Origin of the sequence: Campylobacter lanienae NCTC 13004 (assembly GCF_002139935.1) — a bacterium.
Classification (GTDB): domain Bacteria; phylum Campylobacterota; class Campylobacteria; order Campylobacterales; family Campylobacteraceae; genus Campylobacter; species Campylobacter lanienae.
The window spans coordinates 1,052,767-1,072,456 of record NZ_CP015578.1; the positions used below are offsets into that span (position 1 = coordinate 1,052,767).

The following is a 19,690-nucleotide window of genomic DNA, read 5'->3' on the forward strand; positions in this document are numbered from 1 at the left end:
CCCCTAAAAGCCAAATTCTACACAAAAAAATATAATATAAAGTATAATAATAAAATGAAATTTAACTTTACCCGCTCACTAGTCAAAATTTCTAATAAAATTTTTATAAAATTTAATGTATAATTGCCACTTTTTACAAACGAAAGGATTAATATGCGGAGTCATTACTGCACCGACTTAGACGCACAAGATATCGGTAAAAGCGTCAGTCTATGTGGTTGGGCAAATTCATACCGAGACCACGGCGGCGTTATATTTATAGATCTTCGTGATAGAAGTGGAATTATCCAGCTTGTATGCGATCCAGCAGACAGCAAATCAGCACACGAAATAGCATCAAAAGTTAGAGATGAGTATGTCCTAAGAGCCAAAGGCAAGATAAGAGCTAGGGGTGAGGGACTAGTAAATCCAAAGCTAAAAACCGGCGAGATTGAAGTCGTAATAGATGAGCTAATCATTGAAAATGAGAGCGCTCCACTACCTTTTGTAATCGGCGATAATAGCGTTGGTGAAGATATCAGGCTTAAATATCGCTTTTTGGATTTAAGAAATGAAGATAGCCTAAGCAAATTTCAACTTCGCTCAAAAGCTAGCATAGCGTGTAGAAATGCCCTTGATAGATTAGGATTTTTAGAGGTTGAAACCCCTATGCTAACTCGTGCTACACCTGAGGGCGCAAGGGATTATCTAGTGCCTAGCCGTGTTCATCCTGGCGAATTCTACGCCCTACCACAAAGCCCACAGCTCTTTAAACAGCTATTAATGTGTGCTGGATTTGATAAGTATTTTCAAATCGCAAGGTGCTTTAGAGATGAAGATTTAAGAGCTGATCGCCAACCTGAATTTACTCAAATTGATGTTGAAATGAGCTTTTGCAATCAAGAAGATGTGATAAAAGTCGGCGAAGAGGTGTTAAAAGATATATTTGCAGCTTGCGGGCATAATATCCAAATTCCATTTAAAAGAATGAGTTATAAAGATGCTATGGAGCTTTATGGTAGTGATAAGCCAGATCTTAGATTTGACCTAGCTATGGTCGATGTAATCGATATCTTCGCTAAATCAAATAATCAAATTTTCAGCACTCCAGCACAAGATCCAAAGAAAAATAGAGCCAAAGCTATAAAAGTCCCAAATGGAGATAATATATTTAGCAAACGCCAAATGCAAAGATTTGAAGAATTTGTCCGTAAATTTGGCGCTAAGGGCTTAGCATTTATCCAAATAAAAGACCCAAAAGATACAGCCGGACAAGATAACTGCGTAAATTTTGATGGACTTAGCCTAAAAGGGCCACTAGTTAAGTTTTTTGATCCAAGCGATCTAAAAGAGCTAGTTTCTAGAATAGATCTTAAAATCGGTGATGTAGTATTTTTCGGTATCGGAGATAAAAAAACCGTGCTTGATTATATGGGGCGATTTAGAATTTTCTTAGCTAATGAGCTTGGTATAATAGATCAAAAATCATTAGAGTTTTTATGGGTTGTAGATTTCCCTATGTTTGAGCAAAATGATGATGGTAGCTACTCAGCGATGCACCATCCATTTACAATGCCTAATAACCCAGATGAGCCAAATTTAGAAGATATAACAAGTATCGCTTATGATGTTGTCTTAAACGGTGTTGAGCTTGGCGGTGGAAGCATTAGAATTCACAAAAATGATATCCAACAAAAGGTCTTTAAACTTCTTAAAATAGATGAAAACGAACAAAGAGAGAAATTTGGATTTTTACTTGATGCGCTTAGTTTTGGTGCGCCTCCGCATGGTGGATTTGCTATAGGCTTAGATAGACTTATTATGCTAGTTACAAACTCATCAAGCATAAGAGATGTTATAGCATTCCCTAAAACTCAAAAAGCCTCATGTCTAATGACTCAAGCCCCAAGTAGCGTAGATACTCATCAGTTAAGAGATTTAGGATTAAGATTAAGAGAAAAGGAAAAATAATGAAAAAGCTATTTTTAATAATAGGCGCCCCAGGCAGCGGAAAGACTACAGACGCTAGCATAATAGCTAAAAACGACTCTAAATTTAGCCACTACTCAACAGGCGATCTATTAAGAGCTGAAGTCGCTAGCGGTAGCGATCTTGGTCGCTTGATAGATAGCTTCATCTCTAAAGGCAATCTAGTCCCACTAGATGTAGTTGTAAATACCATAGTTAGTGCTATCAAATCCAGCCCTACAGAGTATATTTTAATAGATGGCTATCCACGAAGTGTAGAGCAAATGCTAGAGCTTGATAAGGTCTTATCAAATACAAATGATGTTAAACTAAGTGGCGTTATAGAAGTAGATGTAAGCGAACAAGTCGCAAGAGAGAGAGTATTAGGCAGAGCTAGAGGCGCTGATGATAATGATGAAGTCTTTAATAATAGAATGAAAGTCTATCTAGCCCCACTTAAAGAGATTAGAGATTTTTATAGTAGCAAATCCCTACTTCGCAATATCAATGGCGAACGCACTATAGAAGAGATCGTAAGCGATATGGCAAATTTATTAAACACTATGATAAAGGAGTAAATTATGGATATAAGTAAAATCAAAGCTGGCAATAACCCAGATAAACTAAACGCAGTAATCGAGATCCCATATGGATCAAATATCAAATACGAAATAGACAAAGATAGCGGTGCTGTCGTGGTAGATCGCGTGCTATACTCAGCTATGTTTTATCCAGCTAATTATGGATTTATCCCATCAACTCTAGCTGATGATGGTGATCCAGCTGATGTTTTAGTCTTAAACGAATACCCACTTCAAGCCGGTAGCGTGATACCTTGTCGCTTAATAGGCGTTTTGGTAATGGAAGATGAGAGCGGTATGGATGAAAAGCTCTTAGCAGTCCCAGTAACCAAAATCGACCCTAGATATGATGGTATCAAAAGCATAGATGACCTACCAAAAGCCACGCTTGATAAGATTAAAAATTTCTTTGAAACATATAAAATGCTTGAACCAAACAAATGGGTAAAAGTCAAAGGTTTCGAAGATGCTAAAAAAGCTCAAGATATCTTAGACAAAGCTATCAAAGCTTACAAATAACCTTAATGTGGCAAAATCTTGCCACATTAATTAAATTTGAATTATCAACTAAAGGATTAAAATGATAATCTGCGAAGAGTCTTACCCAGAGATTTTAGACATTATCGCCTCCAAGCTCACAACTGCTGATATAGAGCTTTTATTAGTTGATAGTGATGCTATGCATCAAATAAATTTAAAAGAGCGCAAAATAGATAAAACAACAGATGTTTTAAGCTTTCCGCTCCACTATATCCCACACTTTCCAATCGGCTCAATCGTAATAAATAGAGACTTAGCACTATCTAAAGCTAATGAGCTAGGGCATAGCATTGATGAAGAGATAGCTCTACTTTTTATTCACGGATTACTGCATATTTTAGGATTTGACCACGAAAATGATGATGGCCAGATGAGAAGAAAAGAGATAGAGATTATCACAGAGTTAAATTTACCAAGTAGCCTAATAGTGCGAACTTTGGATGAGTAAATTTAATCTTATAATTCTTAATCTATATATTTTAATTTAATCTTAAATTTCACTATACGCACCTTAAAGAGCTAATCCAAAAGCCTAAAAATGGATATTTTATAATTATAATTAATGGATAAATTTAATTTAATATCAAGTTTAGCTAATGTATAATTACAAATTATCCGTTTAAATTTCAAATTATAAGGGGAGCTTATGAGTAAGCAAATCGAAGGGTTTCTTGGTATAAGCGAGGATCGCAAGAAGAGTAGAATTCCTGCAAAACTCGATCTTATTCAAAGTGGAACTGGGCTATTCCTAGGACTATTTATGTGGGCACATATGATATTTGTATCTACCATATTATTTGGTGAAGATGTCTATAATCAAGTTGTGCATATTTTAGAGCTTAGATTTATGTATGATAGCCCAAATATGAGCTATGTTACTAGCTTTTTGGCAGCCTGTGTGCTTGTAATCTTTTTTGCTCATGCTGCGCTTGGTATGAGAAAAATGCCTATCAATTTTAGACAATGGCAAATTTATCGTGCTCACGCCACTCGTATGAAACACGAAGATACAACACTTTGGTGGATTCAGGCTTGTACTGGGTTTATTATGTTTTTCCTTGGGTCAGCACACCTAATCATCATCATCACAAATTCAGATCAAATCGCCCTACTAGCTGATGGCACACTTGGGTCAGCTGAGCGTGTTTATAGCCATTTTATGTGGTTATTTTATCTAGTATTGCTTTTTGCTGTTGAACTTCACGGAAGTATCGGTCTATACAGACTATGCGTGAAATGGGGATGGTTTGAGGGCAAAGATGCCAAAGCAACTCGTAAAAATCTAAAAAAAGCTAAATGGATTTTAAGCGTATTCTTTATAGCTCTTGGACTATTAAGCCTTGGGGCATTTCTTAAAATCGCTATGAACTAGGAGTATAGTATGAATGTAAAATATTATGATGCATTAGTAATCGGCGGTGGTCTAGCTGGTTTAAGAGCTGCTGTAGCCGCTGCTGATAAGGGTCTTAGCACTGTAGTTTTAAGCCTATGTCCTGTCAAAAGAAGCCACTCTGCTGCCGCTCAAGGCGGTATGCAAGCAAGCCTTGGTAACTCAAAAATGAGTGAAGGCGATAATGAAGATGTGCATTTTGCTGATACTGTCAAAGGTAGCGACTGGGGATGCGATCAAGAAGTTGCTAGAATGTTTGTCCAAACCGCACCTAAAGCGATCCGTGAGCTTGCTAGTTGGGGCGTGCCTTGGACTAGAATCACAAAAGGCAAAAGAAGCGCTATCATAAACGCACAAAAAACTACAATTGATGAAAAAGAGAGCGTACATGGTCTAATCCATAGCCGTGACTTTGGCGGTACAAAAAAATGGAGAACTTGCTTTACTGCTGATGCTACTGGCCATACAATGCTATTTGGCGTAGCAAATGAAGCTTTAAAACGCAATGTAGAAATTCATGACCGCAAAGAAGCTATTGCTCTAATCCATGAAAATAATCGCTGCTATGGTGCGATTGTACGTGATCTAGTAACTGGTGAAATCACAGCTTATGTAGCCAAAGGTACCCTAATCGCAACTGGTGGTTATGGCAGAATTTACAAACACACTACAAATGCCGTAATCTGTGAAGGCACAGGCGCTGCTATCGCTCTTGAGACTGGTATTGCTAGACTTGGCAATATGGAAGCCGTCCAATTCCACCCAACTCCAATTGTCCCAAGCGGTATATTACTAACTGAAGGCTGCCGTGGTGATGGTGGGATATTAAGAGATGTTGATGGATACCGCTTTATGCCTGATTATGAACCAGAGAAAAAAGAGCTAGCTAGCCGTGATGTCGTTAGTCGCCGTATAATGGAGCATATCAGAAATGGTAAAGGGGTTAAAAGCCCTTATGGCGAGCATGTCTGGCTAGATATTAGCATTCTTGGTAGAGAGCATATAGAGAAAAACTTGCGTGATGTCCAAGAAATTTGCCAAATTTTCAATGGTATAGATCCAGCTGATGAAGGTCCAAAAGGTTGGGCACCTATTCTACCAATGCAACACTACTCAATGGGCGGAATTCGTGTCAAACCAACTGGTGAGAGCCAAACCTTAAAAGGGTTATTTAGTTGCGGTGAAGCAGCTTGTTGGGATATGCATGGATTTAACCGCCTTGGTGGAAATAGCGTTGCTGAAACCGTAGTAAGTGGTATGATTATCGGTGATTATTTCGCTGAGTATTGCGATAATAATGAAGTAGATATCCAAACCAAAACAATAGAAAGCTTTATCAATAAAAGCAAAGAATATCTAAATGAACTCATCAACAAAGATGGCAAATACAATGTATTTGAGATTAAAAATAAGATGAAAGATATAATGTGGGAACATGTGGCTATCTTTAGAACTGGCGATGGTCTAGCCAAAGCTGTAAAAGAGCTAGAAGAGCTATACAAAGAGAGCACAAATGTAAAATTAGAAAATAAAGAGCTATATGGTAATCCTGAGCTTGAAGAGGCTTATCGTGTGCCTAAAATGCTTAAACTAGCTCTATGTGTGGCTTATGGCGCACTTCAAAGAACTGAAAGTCGTGGCGCACACTATAGAGAGGACTATCCAAAAAGAGATGACGCCAACTGGTGTAAGAGAACTTTAGCATATTGGAAAGAAGGCGATACACTCCCAACACTAGAGTATGAAGAGCTTGATATTATGAAAATGGAGATGCCACCAGCATTTCGTGGATATGGCGCTAAAGGCAATATCATAGAAAATCCACTATCAGCTAAACGCCAAGAAGAGGTTGATGCCATTAGAGCAAAATTAGAAGCTGAAGGCAAAAATAGACATGAAATTCAAGATGCTTTAATGCACTATGAACTTCAACCAAAATACAAAGCATTAAACGAAAGAGCAGGTATAGGCTATGAGTAGAAAAATAAAAATTAGAGCATTTAAATACAATCCTCAAAGTAAAGTTAGCAAACCGCACTTTGCTGAGTATGAACTAGAAGAAACCGATGGTATGACACTTTTCATTGCATTAAATCAAATTCGTGAAAAATTTGATCTGGGTCTTAGCTTTGACTTTGTGTGTCGTGCTGGGATCTGTGGAAGCTGCGGTATGGTCGTAAATGGTCGCCCACAACTAGCTTGTAGAACTCTTACAAAAGACTATCCAAGTGGCGTTATAGAGCTTATGCCTATGCCGGCTTTCAAACTGCTTAAAGATCTAAGCGTTGATACTGGTAATTGGATGAATAATATGAGTAAAAGAGTTGAGAGTTGGATACACTCAAATCACACTACTGATATTAGCAAAATGGAAGAAAAAGTCGATCCAGACGCAGCTCAAGAGACCTTTGAGCTTGATCGTTGTATCGAGTGTGGTATCTGTGTAGCAAGTTGCGGAACAGCTCTTATGAGACCTGACTTTATCGGTGCTGTGGGGCTTAACCGTGTGGCTAGATTTAAAGTCGATCCACTAGATAATAGAAGCGATGAAGATTTCTATGAGCTAGTAGGCGATGATAATGGCGTCTTTGGTTGTATGAGTCTTTTAGGCTGTGAAGATAACTGCCCTAAACACTTGCCACTTCAAAGCAAAATCGCCTATATGAGACGCAAACTAGCCACTGTAAAATAAATAAATTTAGCTTTCGCTCTCGTTAATAGCGTGGCTTTAAAATCCCAAATTTATTAGAATTTGGGATTTTTTATTATTTTTATTCTTTATTTTTTGTTTATCATTTTTTATTTTTACTCTTTTATTCATCAGCAAAATTTCAATTTCATCTACCTTTATAAAATTAAATTTAACTAAAATATTAATTTTATTGATAGAATATATAAATGCTTAAGTTCAAATTCACTACAATTAATCCTTAAAATACTATATTAAAAGGAAAAATCATGAAAAAAATCGCCATAATCATTATGCTGCTTTTTAGCATAGGTGTAGCTAAAGATTCTAATCTCAATCCAAAAGAACTAGAAACTAATTGCAATAAAGGCGACATGGTATCTTGTATTCTTCTTAGTTATTTATATTATCAAGGTCAAGGTGTAAGACAAGATTATAAAAAATCTGCTCAGCTCTCCCAAAAAGCCTGCGATGGTGGATTTGCTGAGAGTTGCGGTATTCTTGGAGATTTATATTATAAAGGTCAAGGTGTAAGGCAAGATTATAAAAAATCTGCTCAGCTCTCCCAAAAAGCCTGCGATGGTGGATTTGCTGAGAGTTGCGGTATTCTTGGAGATTTATATTATAAAGGTCAAGGTGTAAGGCAAGATTATAAAAAATCTGCTCAGCTCTTACAAAAAGCCTGCGATGGTGGATATGCTGCGGGTTGCGTTATTCTTGGTGGTTTATATTATCAAGGCAAAGGTGTAAGTCAAGATTATCACAAAGCTGCTCAGCTATACCAAAAAGCCTGCGATGGTGGATATGCTGCGGGTTGCGTTATTCTTGGTGGTTTATATGATCAAGGTCAAGGTGTAAGGCAAGATTATAAAAAAGCTGCTCAGCTCTTCCAAAAAGCTTGCAATGGCGGAGATGCTACAGGTTGCGTTATGCTTGGACTTTCATATGAAGCAGGTGACGGGGTAAGACAGAATAATATTACGGCTAAAGAGCTTTATGGCAAAGCTTGTGATATGGGTTTACAAAAGGGTTGCGATAATTACGCAAGATTAAATCAATAAAGATATGTAAATGGGTATCGGTGCTATATTAACACTATTTAGTTTTGTGCTAGTTTATCTAGTGCAAAAGTTTAAAATAGGAGTTGCTAGGATTTATATCTATATTGGGTATTATTTTATAATGAGCTTAGTTCTACCGTGGAGTGTTGCTAAAGAGTTAGGCGTAGAAAGTGAGTATATCATCAATCTGAGCCAAGGACAGGGATTTTCTATGCTGGTAATAGGATTGACTTTGGGGTTTAGTTTGGTTGCTAGCGGTATTTTAATGTTAATATTTAGGCTTTTTAAGCGTAATATAGAAATGAATTTTGGTAGTTTGTTTAGTTATGTTTTTTGGTATTTGAGTTCTATAATGCATAATATTTTTGCATTTGTTATATGCATAATAATTTATGCGATTAGCCAAATGCGAAAAAATGAACCTAAATTTAAAACTTACTTAACTGAGTATATACCAAATGTGGCATTTATTATATTAGTATTGAGCTTTTATGGTAATTTTGCAAATATAGTTAAATAAATTTTTAAATTATAAAAGATTGTCAAGGCGTTACGAATAATGCCTTGACAATGACAAATACCTACGGCCAATTAAATTAACACAACACTACTTAAAATGCCCTTTGATATGAGAAGTCTATAAGCTCGTTTTTGCCCTCACTTGCAGCTGCATATAGGGCAAAATTTGGATTTCTTAAAAGCTCTCTACCATATGCTACTATATCGCAGTATCCGCCCTCTATCATCTGCTCGCCCTGCTCTTTAGTAGTGATTAATCCTACTCCAATAACTGGTATATTTACCACCTCTTTAATAGCTTTTGCATAACCTGCTTGATACATAGGCTTAAGTTCTGGAACTAGGCTTGGCTTAGATACCACGCCACCGGCCGATACACTGATATAGCAAGCACCAAGATCGGCACATTTTTTCGCTATAATCTTGCTATCTTCTATGGTATTTCCACCCACTTCCCAATCATCAGCGCTAATGCGAACACCAAATGGGATAATAGGTGAAATCTCTTGAGCAATCAAGCTTAGAAGTCGCATTCTATTCTCTATACTTCCGCCAAATTCATCATCTCGTTTATTGGTTAATGGGCTTAAAAACTCGCTAATCAAATACCCATGCGCTGCGTGTATCTCTACAATATCATAATTAGCAGCCTTGGCTCTTATAGCGGCATCTTTAAATTTAGTTACAATCTCATAAATTTCTTGAGTGTTTAGCGCCTTTGGATGCTGGTATTCAGGGCTAAAGCATATTCCACTAGGACTTAATATATTATCACAAGTCCCCTTAGCTCCGGCGTGTCCTAGCTGTATGGCTGTGGTTTGAGTGGTATATTTTTTAATTTCATAGTTTAATTTAGCGTGTGCTTCTATTTGATTATCGCTCCATAATCCTAAATCATTTTTAGATATACAACCCTCTGGTGATACCGCTGTGGCTTCAACTATGATAAATCCAACTCCACCAAGCGATCTAGCCGGATAGTGTAATCTATGAAAACATCGTGGCAATCCGCTATAATCCCTAGCCTTATAAACACACATTGGTGGCATAGCTATGCGGTTTGGAAGTGTGAAATTACCAACTTTAATAGATTCAAATAATATAGACATTAGTTCTCCTTTAAACATTTTTCTATCGGTATTATTATACCATTTTGCTCTTTAGATACAAAGCTACTGGTGCCAAATTCATAATTAAATTTCGCACTCGTAACATTATAATCTCCGCATTTTATAATCTCTTTTGAGTTAAATTTATACAAAAGCTCATTTATATCAATGCTTCTTTGATTATCCATCTTATTGTATAAAAACCCAACAAAAAATATAGCACTACAAAGCGCTAAAATAGATATCTTGGATTTTAAATTTAATTTATCATTAAACACAGCAAGAAATATCAAAATAGCAAGGATAAAAACTAAAAAAAGCAAAATTCTCATCTCTCACCCCTAAGCTGATAGCTGATATCACCAGCACCAAATCCAATAACCAATCCACTAGCTAAACTATGCTTAACCCCAAAATGATCAAAAAACTCAATAGTATCGCCATTTCGCTTGATATAATCAGCAAATAAAGCGCCCTTAAATTCGCTCTTTAAATCTATATTATTTGGCTCTTCACCAGCGGCATAAACAGGCAATACCACAAGCTCATCAACATCGCTAAAACACTCTTTAAATCCATCTAAATTTGCTAATAATCTAGAATATCTATGCGGTTGAAATATCGCCGTGATATTATCCAAACCTAGCAATTTCGCATACTCCTTAGCACTCTTTAAGGTTGCTTTAATTTCTGTTGGATGGTGGCCATAGTCGTCTATTAGAGCGAATTTCTCATTAGCTACTAATATATCAAATCGCTTTTTAATACCTTTAAATTTCTTTAAATTTTCTCTAATCTCTTCTAGCCCGATCATAGAATTAGCAGCCAAAATAGCAAGACTCGCATCCACAGCGATATGCTCTCCCATGCCCCAAGCCTCAAATTTGCCAAGTCCTTTGAGATGAAAGCTAGTATATGGCTCATAATTTCTAAGCACCATTTGAAGATTGGTTATATCGCCCTTTTCTAATCTAATAGCGTCCATTTTAATAGTGCTTAAAAAGCTATCTTCAGCATTGATAACCCTAATCTTGGCTCGCTCTAAAAACCCCTTATAAGCAGCGTGAAATTTCTCTATATCATTATCATAATGCTCCATATGCTCTGGCTCGGCGTTGGTAACGACTGCTAAAAATGGATTTGAGTTTAAAAAACTACTATCACTCTCATCAGCTTCAAATATCAGATCTTGGCTAGATTCATACTTCATATTTGAGCCAAATTCCTTACTTATAGCTCCGATTATAACACTACCTTGCATAAGCGATGCTAACATAGCCGAAGTGGTGCTTTTGCCGTGTGCTCCAGCTACAGCAAAGACTCTTTTGCCCTCTAAAATAAACGGCAAAGCCTCCTTCCTTGATAGGCACTCAATGCCACGCTTTCTAGCCTCTACTAACTCCACATTATCACTCTTAATAGCGGCACTATAAACGACAAAATCAGGATCTTCTATAGCACTTTTACAATGTGGAACGGTGATTTTCATACCGCTTGCTCTAAGATCTTTAGTTATAGCACTATCAGCGATATCAGAGCCACTGATTATAAAATTACGCTCTTTTAAAAACCTAGCGATCGCTGAAATTCCAATTCCGCCAATACCGATGAAATGAACTTTTTTCATATATTTAATCCTAATAACGCTTCAGCTTTTTGGCGGAATTTCCATATTGAGCGAGCTTGTAGAATTAGCTTTTTATCGATATCGCACATTAGCATTCCTTCATTAGAATCTAAGCTATTTTCAATCTCCCCATGTGGATTTATAAGCATAGTTTGTCCATAAAATTCACTCTCAATATCATCAAATTTAGCCTTGCCTAATCTATTTACACGCACGATATAAAGGTTATTTGTAAGCGCTCTCATCTTTAAAAGCTCATTCCAGCGATTGCTTGAGTTGAGCGTACAAGCACTTGGTAATAGCACGCAATCAATCTTCTTAGCCACAATTTCAGCCCAAATTCGATCAAAATGCGCCTCAAAGCCAAAAATAACCCCAAATTTAATCCTATCAACACTAAAACTCATTATCCCAAAGCTCTCTTTTTTAGAGTAGAATTTCGCTTCATTCCAGTGTGGATAGTCTATTAAGATATTTTGCTCTTCATATTTTGTGCTTTGTGGGCTGAATTTAGCTATTACTTTTTTACACTCTTTGCCTTTGATTTGTAAAAGTGGCGCTATTATCGTTAAATTATACCTATTTGCCATGGCTGAAAGGCTAGTTTTTTTGTGTTCGCTCTGCTCTTTTATCATAGATTTTGGCATCTTGATAATCTCATTAAAAAACGAATTTATCACATACTCACCAAGCACAACCACGCTAGCCCCACCCTTAGCTGCTAAGCTTAAGTAGTGATCAATCCTAGAATCACTCATAGCCAAAGTGTGTAGCTGTAAAGCCGCAACCCTACTCACTCTCTTCTCCTATTTGAGTAATCTCAAGCTTAGCATTTTCTAGCATAGCCCTTGCTTCATTGACTAATTTCAATCCATCTTTATATAACTTCACACTATCGCTAAGAGTTAAATTCTCATCATTTAAACTCTCTAAAAGCTTCTCAATTTTCTCAATCTTACTTTCAAAATTTTCACTCATCTAACGCCCTTTTAATATGCTCTTCTATCTTATCTATCTCTACTAAAAATGAATCATGCCCATAATCACTCTCAACGCATATATATCTACCTCTATGCCCTTGCCCTATACTAACTAAAGCCTCATACATCTCAAGCATTAAATTTGGTGGAAACAAAATATCCCCACTAAATGAGATAAATGTCAGCCTAGCACGAGTAAGCATTAAAGCCTCATTAAGTGAGCCATAATGCCTAGTGCAATCAAAGTTATTCATCATCTTTATAACATATAGATATGATAATGGATCAAATCTTTTAGGGAAGTTATTGCCATTATACTCCATATATCTATCGACTTCAAACCTTCCTAAAAGCTCATAAAGACCATCTGTTTCTACATATTTTCTACCAAATTTTTTATCCATCGTAGCAGGACTTAAAAAGCTAATATGCCCAGCCATTCTACCAAGTGCCATTCCTATTAAGCCATTTGCCTCTATATCATCTTTATCATAGTATCCGCCTTTAAAATTTGGATCTTTTACTATGCCTTCAATCGCAATTTTATTAAAAGCAATAGCCCAAGCCTTAGTAGCATAAGTAGTCGCTAGCATTATCACTCTTTTGGCAAAATTTGGAAACTCTATAGCAAAGCACAAAGCTTGCATACCCCCAAGGCTCCCACCGATAACGGCATGCGCCTCTTTGATTCCTAGCCTATCAAATAGCCTCATCTGCGCCCTAACCACATCGCTAATTACAAGGACAGGAAAGCGAAGTCTATACTCTTTTTTTGTGCTTGGCTCTATGCTTAAAGGATTAGTAGAGCCAAATGAACTACCCAAAATATTTACACAAATCACAAAATATTTAGTAGTATCAATCGTCTTATTATCACCTATTACGCCATCCCACCAACCAGGCTTTCTATCTCCCTTATGGATACCAGCAGCGTGAGCCGATCCAGTAAGTGCGTGGCAAACTACTATAACATTGCTCTTATCCTCATTTAACTTACCATAACACTCATAAGCTAGATCAAATTCGCTTAAAATTCGCCCACTCTCTAAATGCAACGGCTCATCAAAATGCTCTACAGCTCTATATATTTCCACTAATTTACTCTATAATTTGGTGCTTCTTGAGTTATTATAACATCATGAGCGTGGCTCTCTTTTAGCCCTGCACTTGTGATCTCTACGAACTCAGCCTTATCTTGGAAGGTTTTAATATCCTTACTACCACAATACCCCATTGAGCTTCTTAGCCCACCAATTAACTGATGGATCACATCACGGATTGTCCCAGCATATGGCACACGACCCTCTATCCCTTCTGGCACTAGCTTATCTTGAGCGGTGCCTTCTTGAAAATATCTATCGCTACTTCCTCTTGTCATAGCTCCGATACTTCCCATACCTCTATAACTCTTATATTGACGCCCCTGGAAGGTTACTAACTCACCTGGACTCTCATCGCACCCTGCAAGCAAGCTTCCTACCATAATGCAGCTAGCACCAGCTGCTAAAGCCTTGGCAAAATCGCCACTATATTTTATACCACCATCAGCGATGATTGGGATATTAAATTCCTTAGCCGCATCAGCACAATCACTAATAGCCGTAATTTGAGGCACCCCAACTCCTGCTACAATTCTAGTGGTACATATAGAACCTGGTCCAATACCCACCTTCACTCCATCGGCTCCGGCTTTTATCAGATCAATTATAGCTTTTGGATTAGCCACATTACCTACTACAATATCTACGCCGCTTATTTGAGATTTAATCTCTTTTAAGGTATCTATAATCCCTTTGCTATGGCCATGAGCAGAATCCATCACCAAAGCATCAACCCCAGCTTCGGCTAAAGCTTTGGCTCTATCTATTTGACCAACTCCTATAGCCGCAGCCACTCTAAGGCGACCAAATTTATCTTTATTAGCGTTTGGATACTCTTTGCGTTTTTTAAGATCTTTAATGGTTATTAAACCTTCTAATTTACCATTTTTATCTACTATAGGTAGCTTTTCAACTTTATTTGTAGAAAATATCTTTTGTGCATCATCTAAAGTACATCCCGATGGAGCGGTGATGAGTGGGGCTTTTGTCATCACTTCGCCTACTTTTTTACTATAATTATGCTCAAATCTCAAATCACGATTTGTTAAAATCCCTATTAATACACTATTTTCATCAATTACTGGCACACCTGAAATTCTATAATCACTCATTAACTCCAAAGCATCTTTGATACTAGCATCAGCGGTGATTGATATAGGATCCATTATTACGCCACTTTCACTTTTTTTAACCTTTTTTACCTCTTTTACCTGTGATTCTAGATCCATATTTTTATGGATAACCCCGATCCCGCCAAGTCTAGCCATCATAATAGCCGTTCTATGCTCTGTAACCGTATCCATCGCTGCTGATACTACAGGTATATTTAACTCAATATTTTTACTAAATTTAGATCTGATATCTACTTGTTTTGGTAAGATATCAGAGTATTGTGGGACTAATAAAACATCTTCAAATGTTAAGGCTCGTTTTACAATTTTCATACTATTTTCCTTTTATGATATTTTCTAAGCTTAAAGCCGCATCCAAAACTACCTGCTCTTGCCACGCTGCGCCCACTAATTGAGCTGAGATATTTAGTCCATTCTCATCATTTGCTACTGGCACAGTGATAGCTGGCAAACCTGCTAAATTCACCCCAATAGTATAAATATCACTCAAATACGCACTCAAAGGATCTTTTAATTCACCAAATTTATATGCCACAGATGGTGCAACTGGCATTAAAATTATATCTACCTCGCTTAAAATATCATCATATTCACGCTTGATAAATGCTCTTGCTTTTTGTGCTTTTATATAGTAAGCATCATAATATCCACTTGATAAAACAAAGGTCCCAAGCAACATTCTTCGCTGAACTTCAGCTCCAAAGCCCTCACCCCTAGTATTCGCATACATCTGCCCTAAGCTATCAGCCTTGGCTCTATTGCCATATCTTACACCATCATAACGACTCAAATTCGCACTCGCTTCAGCTGTGGCAATGATATAGTAAGCTGCTATATTGTATTTGGAGTTGGCTAAATCTTTATAGCATATCTCATGGCCGGCATTTTTGAGCTTTTCTATAGTTAAATTCAGAGCATTTCTAACAGGCTCACTAGCCTCATCAACATAGTTTTTGATAACGGCGATTTTTAATTTTCTATTTGGATTTAAATTGGGTGCAGTAGCGCTAAATTCGATATTAGCACTTGTACTATCTAACTTATCATATCCAGCGATTATATCATACAAAATAGCCGCATCTTCTACATTTTGAGTAATTGGCCCTATCTGATCTAAGCTACTAGAATAGGCGCTAAGTCCATATCGACTGACCCTACCATATGTAGGTTTAAACCCCACACAACCGCAAAACGCCGCTGGTTGGCGTATGCTACCACCCGTATCACTACCAAGAGCCGCTATAGCTATACCGGCTGCTACGGCCGCTGCGCTTCCACCACTACTTCCGCCTGGAACTCTAGTGTGATCAAGTGGATTTAGAGTTTTACCATAATATGAGCTTTCAGTGGTGCTACCCATAGCAAACTCATCCATATTTGTCCTACCAAATGGCGCAAGTCCTGATGCGATTAGCTTATTTATAACAGTTGCATTATATGGGGCTTTGTAACCTTGTAAAATCTTCGAACAACTAGTAATATTCCAATTTTTGACTTGAATATTATCTTTAATAGCGATCGGTACGCCAGCGAAACTCTCATCAATATCGCTATTAGTTAGTTGCTCTACATAAGCGCCTATATTTTTAGTTGCTTTTATCTTTTCAATTAGCTCTTTACGAAGTCCATCTAGGTCGCTAGAACTTAGCTTTATAGCTTCTTTTAGACTTATCACTCTTTCTCCTTATATATATTAACCAAAACTATCCCAACCGCTGTTATACCTAGCAAAATCCCTATAGTAACAACTATAGTCACAGCTCCTACTGGCTCACTTAGCACTCATCACCCCAAAACATCTATCACATAAATAATCATCGCTAATAGCAGCAAATTTCCAACACCTTGGGCATTTGAATTTATCTGATTTAGATATCACAAATCTACTATCACCTACTACAAATTCAGCCAAAATATCACTACCAATCCTAAATGCTCCAATCTTGCTTACCATATACCAATCTGCGATCTCATCGCTATTTAAAGACAAAATATAGTCGCTATTAGTTTGGATTTCTAACTCTAGAGTTGATTTTATGAGTTTATCTTTTTTGAGATTATCTATTATCTCATTAAATTTCTCCTTGCTCTCTTTAAGCAATCCATCATCTATTTGAGAGTCAAATTCAATTTTTTCATATACTAGATCAAACACATCATTAGCTTCACCCTTAATAATCTTAGGCGCATACTCTAATGCCTCATCTATCGTGTAGGTCAAAGTCGGTGCAATAAGCGGTAAAAGCGCCTTAGTTATAATCACCATCGCCGTTTGCGAGCTAGCTCTTTTAGTGCTATCTATAGAGTCACAATATAATCTATCTTTACAGATATCTAAATAAATTCCGCTCAAATCCCCACTTAAAAAATTCAATAAAATATTAAAACCCTTAGAGTATTCATAGTTTTTAAAACAGCTACTAACCTCATCAAAACAGCTACTAGCTTTGGCTAAAATCCATCTATCTAAGATTCCAAATTCATAATTTAGCTCTTTTAAATCACTTACATTTGCTAGTAAAAATCTTATGGTATTTCGAATTTTTCTATACTGCTCAGCAACTTGTTTTAAGATATCATTGCCAATTTTTAAATCACTTGAGTAATCACTAAGGCTAACCCACAAACGCAAAATTTCTACACCAAATTCCTTAGCCACCGCATCTGGGGCAATCACATTGCCTTTAGATTTACTCATCTTTTCGCCATTTTTATCCACGGTAAATCCATGAGTTAAGATACTTTTATAAGGTGCTTTTTGGTTTATTGCACAGCTTAATAAAAGCGAGCTTTGAAACCACCCTCTATGCTGATCGCTACCTTCTAGATAGATATCTGCTTGATAGCCACCCGCATCGTAATCACCGCTATTTAACACAGCATTCCATGTAGAGCCACTATCAAACCAAACATCTAAAATATCCATAACTTTTTCTAATTCATCAGCTTTAAATTTAGATCCACTTGGCAATAGCTCTTCAATGCTCATACTCCACCACGCATCAGCACCCTTCTCATCAAAAATTTTAGCAATATGATCTAAAATTTCACTATCAAATATCACCTCTTTAGTAGCTTTATCTCTAAAAAACGCTATAGGCACGCCCCAATCTCTTTGGCGTGAAATACACCAATCTGGGCGATTTTCTATCATTGAAGTTATCCTTTTTACCCCAGCTTCAGGATAAAATTTCACGCTATTTAAGGCTTCAAGTGCCGTTTGTCTAAGCGTTTTGCCATCTAATTTTGGCTCATCCATAGCGATAAACCACTGCTTAGTAGCTCTATAAATTACAGGTTTATGCGTTCTCCAACAAAATGGATAGCTATGTGTAAATTTGCTTACTTTTATAACTGCATCACCCAAAAGCTCGATAATCCTATCATTAGCCTTAAAAATATGCATACCGATAAACTCATCTACAATATCACTTGGTAGCAATCCTTTGCTCTTAAGAGTCGTATCATAAAGCCCCGCTTCATCAACAGGCATTATAACCTCTATACCATATCTAAGACTAGCAAAATAGTCATCTTCGCCATGCCCTGGTGCTGTATGAACTAGCCCAGTCCCACCATCCATCAAAACATGCTCGCCAAGAATAAATTTGGATTTTCTACCATTTAGTGGATTTATAGCGTTTAAATTCTCTAATATTTGAGAATTAAACTCTTTGATAATCTCCCCATTTGTAAGCCCAAGGGCTACCAAAACTTCAAGTAAAGGCTTAGCAAAAATAAACTTATCACTAGTAACGCAATAAATTTCATTTGGATTTAAACTGATCGCTTGATTAGCCACCAAAGTCCAAGGCGTAGTCGTCCATATAACCGCCCTAGCCCCATCAATTCCAATCGCTTTAGATGCGTCATCGTCTAATTTGAAAGCTACATATAAGCTATAATCTTCTTTATCAGCATACTCCACCTCGGCCTCTGCAAGCGCACTTCTAGCTGCCCAACTCCAAAATACCGGCTTGCTTCTCTCTATCAAAAGTCCCTTTTTTGCTACTTCGCATAGAGTTCTATATATATTTGCTTCAAATTTAAATTTCATAGTCATATATGGATCTTGCCAATCCCCAATAACCCCAAGTGATTTAAATTCAGCCTTTTGGATATCTATAAATTTGGCCGCCCACTCCCTACACTCGCTTCTTATAGCGACTTTATCCATATTGTGTTTTTTATCCCCAAGCTTTATCTCTACTTGCTGTTCAATCGGCAATCCATGACAATCCCAACCCGGAGTATATCTAACACTCTCTCCAAAAAAATAGTGAGTTTTGACTATTATATCTTTTAAAATTTTATTTAAGGCATGACCTATATGAAGATGCCCATTAGCATACGGCGGGCCATCGTGGATATTAAAGCTAGTAGTAGCATTTTGCCTGGATTTTTTCATCTTTTCATAGACTCTATTTTCATCCCATTTAGCATATCTTGCTGGTTCGTTTTGCGGTAAGTTGCCTCGCATAGCAAAGTCAGTAACAGGCAACAAAAGAGTATCTTTATAATCCATAATAATACCTTTAATGATAAAAAATTTGTTGATTTTATCAAAAAATAAATAAAACTTAATTAAAAATCGCCAAATTTAATATATAAACTATTCTAACCACTTTTTTAAGCAAAATTTTGGCTTATTATGATATAATCACCGCTCAATTTTATACCGCTCAGGAGGTCAAATATGGCTTTAGATACGGCTAAGAAAGCTCAAATAGTTGCGAAATTCGCTAGAAAAAGTGGAGACACAGGCTCATCAGAAGTTCAAATAGCACTTCTTACTACTAGAATTTCAGAGCTTACTGAACACCTAAAAGTAAATAAAAAAGATTTTAGCTCAAGACTAGGTCTATTAAAATTAGTCGGTCGCCGCAAAAGACTACTAAAATACCTAAAAGCTACCAAATATGAAACTTACACTAAGTTAATAGCTGAATTAGGTCTAAGAGACAAATAATCCAAAGCCCCTTATGGGGCTTATTTATACACAAACTACATAAAT

General features: G+C 36.9%; 18 protein-coding genes and 1 pseudogene. 10 read left to right on the top strand and 9 right to left on the bottom strand.

Annotated features, from left to right (window positions below; translation table 11 throughout):
- The first annotated feature begins 153 nt into the window (after positions 1-153).
- The 9 genes and pseudogenes from aspS to CLAN_RS05370 all read left to right on the top strand — a co-directional run bounded on the left by aspS (position 154) and on the right by CLAN_RS05370 (position 8,728).
- The gene (gene aspS, locus CLAN_RS05330; protein ID WP_100590767.1) at positions 154-1,950 is read left to right on the top strand and encodes an aspartate--tRNA ligase; all 1,797 of its coding nucleotides are present in this window, start codon (positions 154-156) and stop codon (positions 1,948-1,950) included.
- A complete protein-coding gene (locus CLAN_RS05335) occupies positions 1,950-2,525 on the top strand; it encodes an adenylate kinase (RefSeq protein ID WP_086224167.1) in 576 nt (191 codons plus the stop codon). The genes aspS and CLAN_RS05335 overlap by 1 nt, the downstream gene beginning before the upstream one ends.
- Before the next feature lie 3 nt (positions 2,526-2,528).
- The gene (gene ppa, locus CLAN_RS05340; RefSeq protein ID WP_086235777.1) at positions 2,529-3,047 is read left to right on the top strand and encodes an inorganic diphosphatase; all 519 of its coding nucleotides are present in this window, start codon (positions 2,529-2,531) and stop codon (positions 3,045-3,047) included.
- Between the two features lie 61 nt (positions 3,048-3,108).
- Positions 3,109-3,516, top strand: coding sequence for an rRNA maturation RNase YbeY (ybeY, locus tag CLAN_RS05345; protein WP_096017038.1), 408 nt, complete (start codon positions 3,109-3,111; stop codon positions 3,514-3,516).
- Between the two features lie 198 nt (positions 3,517-3,714).
- Positions 3,715-4,428, top strand: a pseudogene (locus CLAN_RS05350) (fumarate reductase cytochrome b subunit); the annotation flags it as partial.
- A gap of 21 nt (positions 4,429-4,449) precedes the next feature.
- Positions 4,450-6,438, top strand: coding sequence for a fumarate reductase flavoprotein subunit (locus CLAN_RS05355; protein WP_086234337.1), 1,989 nt, complete (start codon positions 4,450-4,452; stop codon positions 6,436-6,438).
- Entirely contained in the window at positions 6,431-7,150 is a 720-nt protein-coding gene (locus CLAN_RS05360; RefSeq protein ID WP_100590769.1) for a fumarate reductase iron-sulfur subunit, read from the top strand. Before CLAN_RS05355 ends, CLAN_RS05360 begins: the two co-directional genes overlap by 8 nt.
- A gap of 266 nt (positions 7,151-7,416) precedes the next feature.
- Positions 7,417-8,208 carry a tetratricopeptide repeat protein gene (locus CLAN_RS05365; protein WP_100590770.1) on the top strand — a complete coding sequence of 264 codons (792 nt, stop codon included), beginning with the start codon at positions 7,417-7,419 and terminating at the stop codon, positions 8,206-8,208.
- A 10-nt stretch (positions 8,209-8,218) separates the two neighbouring features.
- The gene (locus CLAN_RS05370; protein WP_100590771.1) at positions 8,219-8,728 is read left to right on the top strand and encodes a hypothetical protein; all 510 of its coding nucleotides are present in this window, start codon (positions 8,219-8,221) and stop codon (positions 8,726-8,728) included.
- 91 nt (positions 8,729-8,819) lie between these two features.
- Here CLAN_RS05370 and CLAN_RS05375 read toward each other — a convergent pair whose 3' ends face one another.
- The 9 genes from CLAN_RS05375 to ileS form a co-directional block, all read right to left on the bottom strand.
- Positions 8,820-9,836 (bottom strand): oxidoreductase, encoded by a 1,017-nt coding sequence (locus CLAN_RS05375; protein WP_100590772.1) that lies wholly within the window; start codon positions 9,834-9,836, stop codon positions 8,820-8,822.
- Positions 9,836-10,168 (bottom strand): hypothetical protein, encoded by a 333-nt coding sequence (locus CLAN_RS05380; RefSeq protein ID WP_100590773.1) that lies wholly within the window; start codon positions 10,166-10,168, stop codon positions 9,836-9,838. Before CLAN_RS05380 ends, CLAN_RS05375 begins: the two co-directional genes overlap by 1 nt.
- Entirely contained in the window at positions 10,165-11,463 is a 1,299-nt protein-coding gene (gene murC, locus CLAN_RS05385) for a UDP-N-acetylmuramate--L-alanine ligase (protein WP_100590774.1), read from the bottom strand. The genes CLAN_RS05380 and murC overlap by 4 nt, the downstream gene beginning before the upstream one ends.
- A complete protein-coding gene (locus CLAN_RS05390; protein WP_100590775.1) occupies positions 11,460-12,260 on the bottom strand; it encodes a carbon-nitrogen hydrolase family protein in 801 nt (266 codons plus the stop codon). Before CLAN_RS05390 ends, murC begins: the two co-directional genes overlap by 4 nt.
- A complete protein-coding gene (gene xseB / locus CLAN_RS05395) occupies positions 12,253-12,441 on the bottom strand; it encodes an exodeoxyribonuclease VII small subunit (protein WP_086237228.1) in 189 nt (62 codons plus the stop codon). Before xseB ends, CLAN_RS05390 begins: the two co-directional genes overlap by 8 nt.
- Positions 12,434-13,537 (bottom strand): homoserine O-acetyltransferase MetX, encoded by a 1,104-nt coding sequence (metX, locus tag CLAN_RS05400; RefSeq protein WP_100590776.1) that lies wholly within the window; start codon positions 13,535-13,537, stop codon positions 12,434-12,436. Before metX ends, xseB begins: the two co-directional genes overlap by 8 nt.
- Positions 13,537-14,988 carry an IMP dehydrogenase gene (gene guaB, locus CLAN_RS05405; protein ID WP_100590777.1) on the bottom strand — a complete coding sequence of 484 codons (1,452 nt, stop codon included), beginning with the start codon at positions 14,986-14,988 and terminating at the stop codon, positions 13,537-13,539. The genes metX and guaB overlap by 1 nt, the downstream gene beginning before the upstream one ends.
- A 1-nt stretch (position 14,989) precedes the next feature.
- Entirely contained in the window at positions 14,990-16,351 is a 1,362-nt protein-coding gene (gatA, locus tag CLAN_RS05410) for an Asp-tRNA(Asn)/Glu-tRNA(Gln) amidotransferase subunit GatA (RefSeq protein ID WP_100590778.1), read from the bottom strand.
- Positions 16,352-16,447: 96 nt separating this feature from the next.
- Entirely contained in the window at positions 16,448-19,201 is a 2,754-nt protein-coding gene (ileS, locus tag CLAN_RS05415) for an isoleucine--tRNA ligase (RefSeq protein ID WP_100590779.1), read from the bottom strand.
- A 171-nt stretch (positions 19,202-19,372) separates the two neighbouring features.
- Between ileS and rpsO the strand changes: the two genes are divergently transcribed.
- A complete protein-coding gene (rpsO, locus tag CLAN_RS05420) occupies positions 19,373-19,645 on the top strand; it encodes a 30S ribosomal protein S15 (protein ID WP_086233386.1) in 273 nt (90 codons plus the stop codon).
- Positions 19,646-19,690 lie beyond the last annotated feature (45 nt).

Excerpts from the sequence above, each read along its gene's own strand:
- aspS (WP_100590767.1), top strand. The coding sequence starts at position 154 with ATGCGGAGTCATTACTGCACCGACTTAGACGCACAAGATATCGGTAAA.
- CLAN_RS05335 (WP_086224167.1), top strand. The coding sequence starts at position 1,950 with ATGAAAAAGCTATTTTTAATAATAGGCGCCCCAGGCAGCGGAAAGACT.
- ppa (WP_086235777.1), top strand. The coding sequence starts at position 2,529 with ATGGATATAAGTAAAATCAAAGCTGGCAATAACCCAGATAAACTAAAC.
- ybeY (WP_096017038.1), top strand. The coding sequence starts at position 3,109 with ATGATAATCTGCGAAGAGTCTTACCCAGAGATTTTAGACATTATCGCC.
- CLAN_RS05355 (WP_086234337.1), top strand. The coding sequence starts at position 4,450 with ATGAATGTAAAATATTATGATGCATTAGTAATCGGCGGTGGTCTAGCT.
- CLAN_RS05360 (WP_100590769.1), top strand. The coding sequence starts at position 6,431 with ATGAGTAGAAAAATAAAAATTAGAGCATTTAAATACAATCCTCAAAGT.
- CLAN_RS05365 (WP_100590770.1), top strand. The coding sequence starts at position 7,417 with ATGAAAAAAATCGCCATAATCATTATGCTGCTTTTTAGCATAGGTGTA.
- CLAN_RS05370 (WP_100590771.1), top strand. The coding sequence starts at position 8,219 with ATGGGTATCGGTGCTATATTAACACTATTTAGTTTTGTGCTAGTTTAT.
- CLAN_RS05375 (WP_100590772.1), bottom strand. The coding sequence starts at position 9,836 with ATGTCTATATTATTTGAATCTATTAAAGTTGGTAATTTCACACTTCCA.
- CLAN_RS05380 (WP_100590773.1), bottom strand. The coding sequence starts at position 10,168 with ATGAGAATTTTGCTTTTTTTAGTTTTTATCCTTGCTATTTTGATATTT.
- murC (WP_100590774.1), bottom strand. The coding sequence starts at position 11,463 with ATGAAAAAAGTTCATTTCATCGGTATTGGCGGAATTGGAATTTCAGCG.
- xseB (WP_086237228.1), bottom strand. The coding sequence starts at position 12,441 with ATGAGTGAAAATTTTGAAAGTAAGATTGAGAAAATTGAGAAGCTTTTA.
- guaB (WP_100590777.1), bottom strand. The coding sequence starts at position 14,988 with ATGAAAATTGTAAAACGAGCCTTAACATTTGAAGATGTTTTATTAGTC.
- ileS (WP_100590779.1), bottom strand. The coding sequence starts at position 19,201 with ATGGATTATAAAGATACTCTTTTGTTGCCTGTTACTGACTTTGCTATG.
- rpsO (WP_086233386.1), top strand. The coding sequence starts at position 19,373 with ATGGCTTTAGATACGGCTAAGAAAGCTCAAATAGTTGCGAAATTCGCT.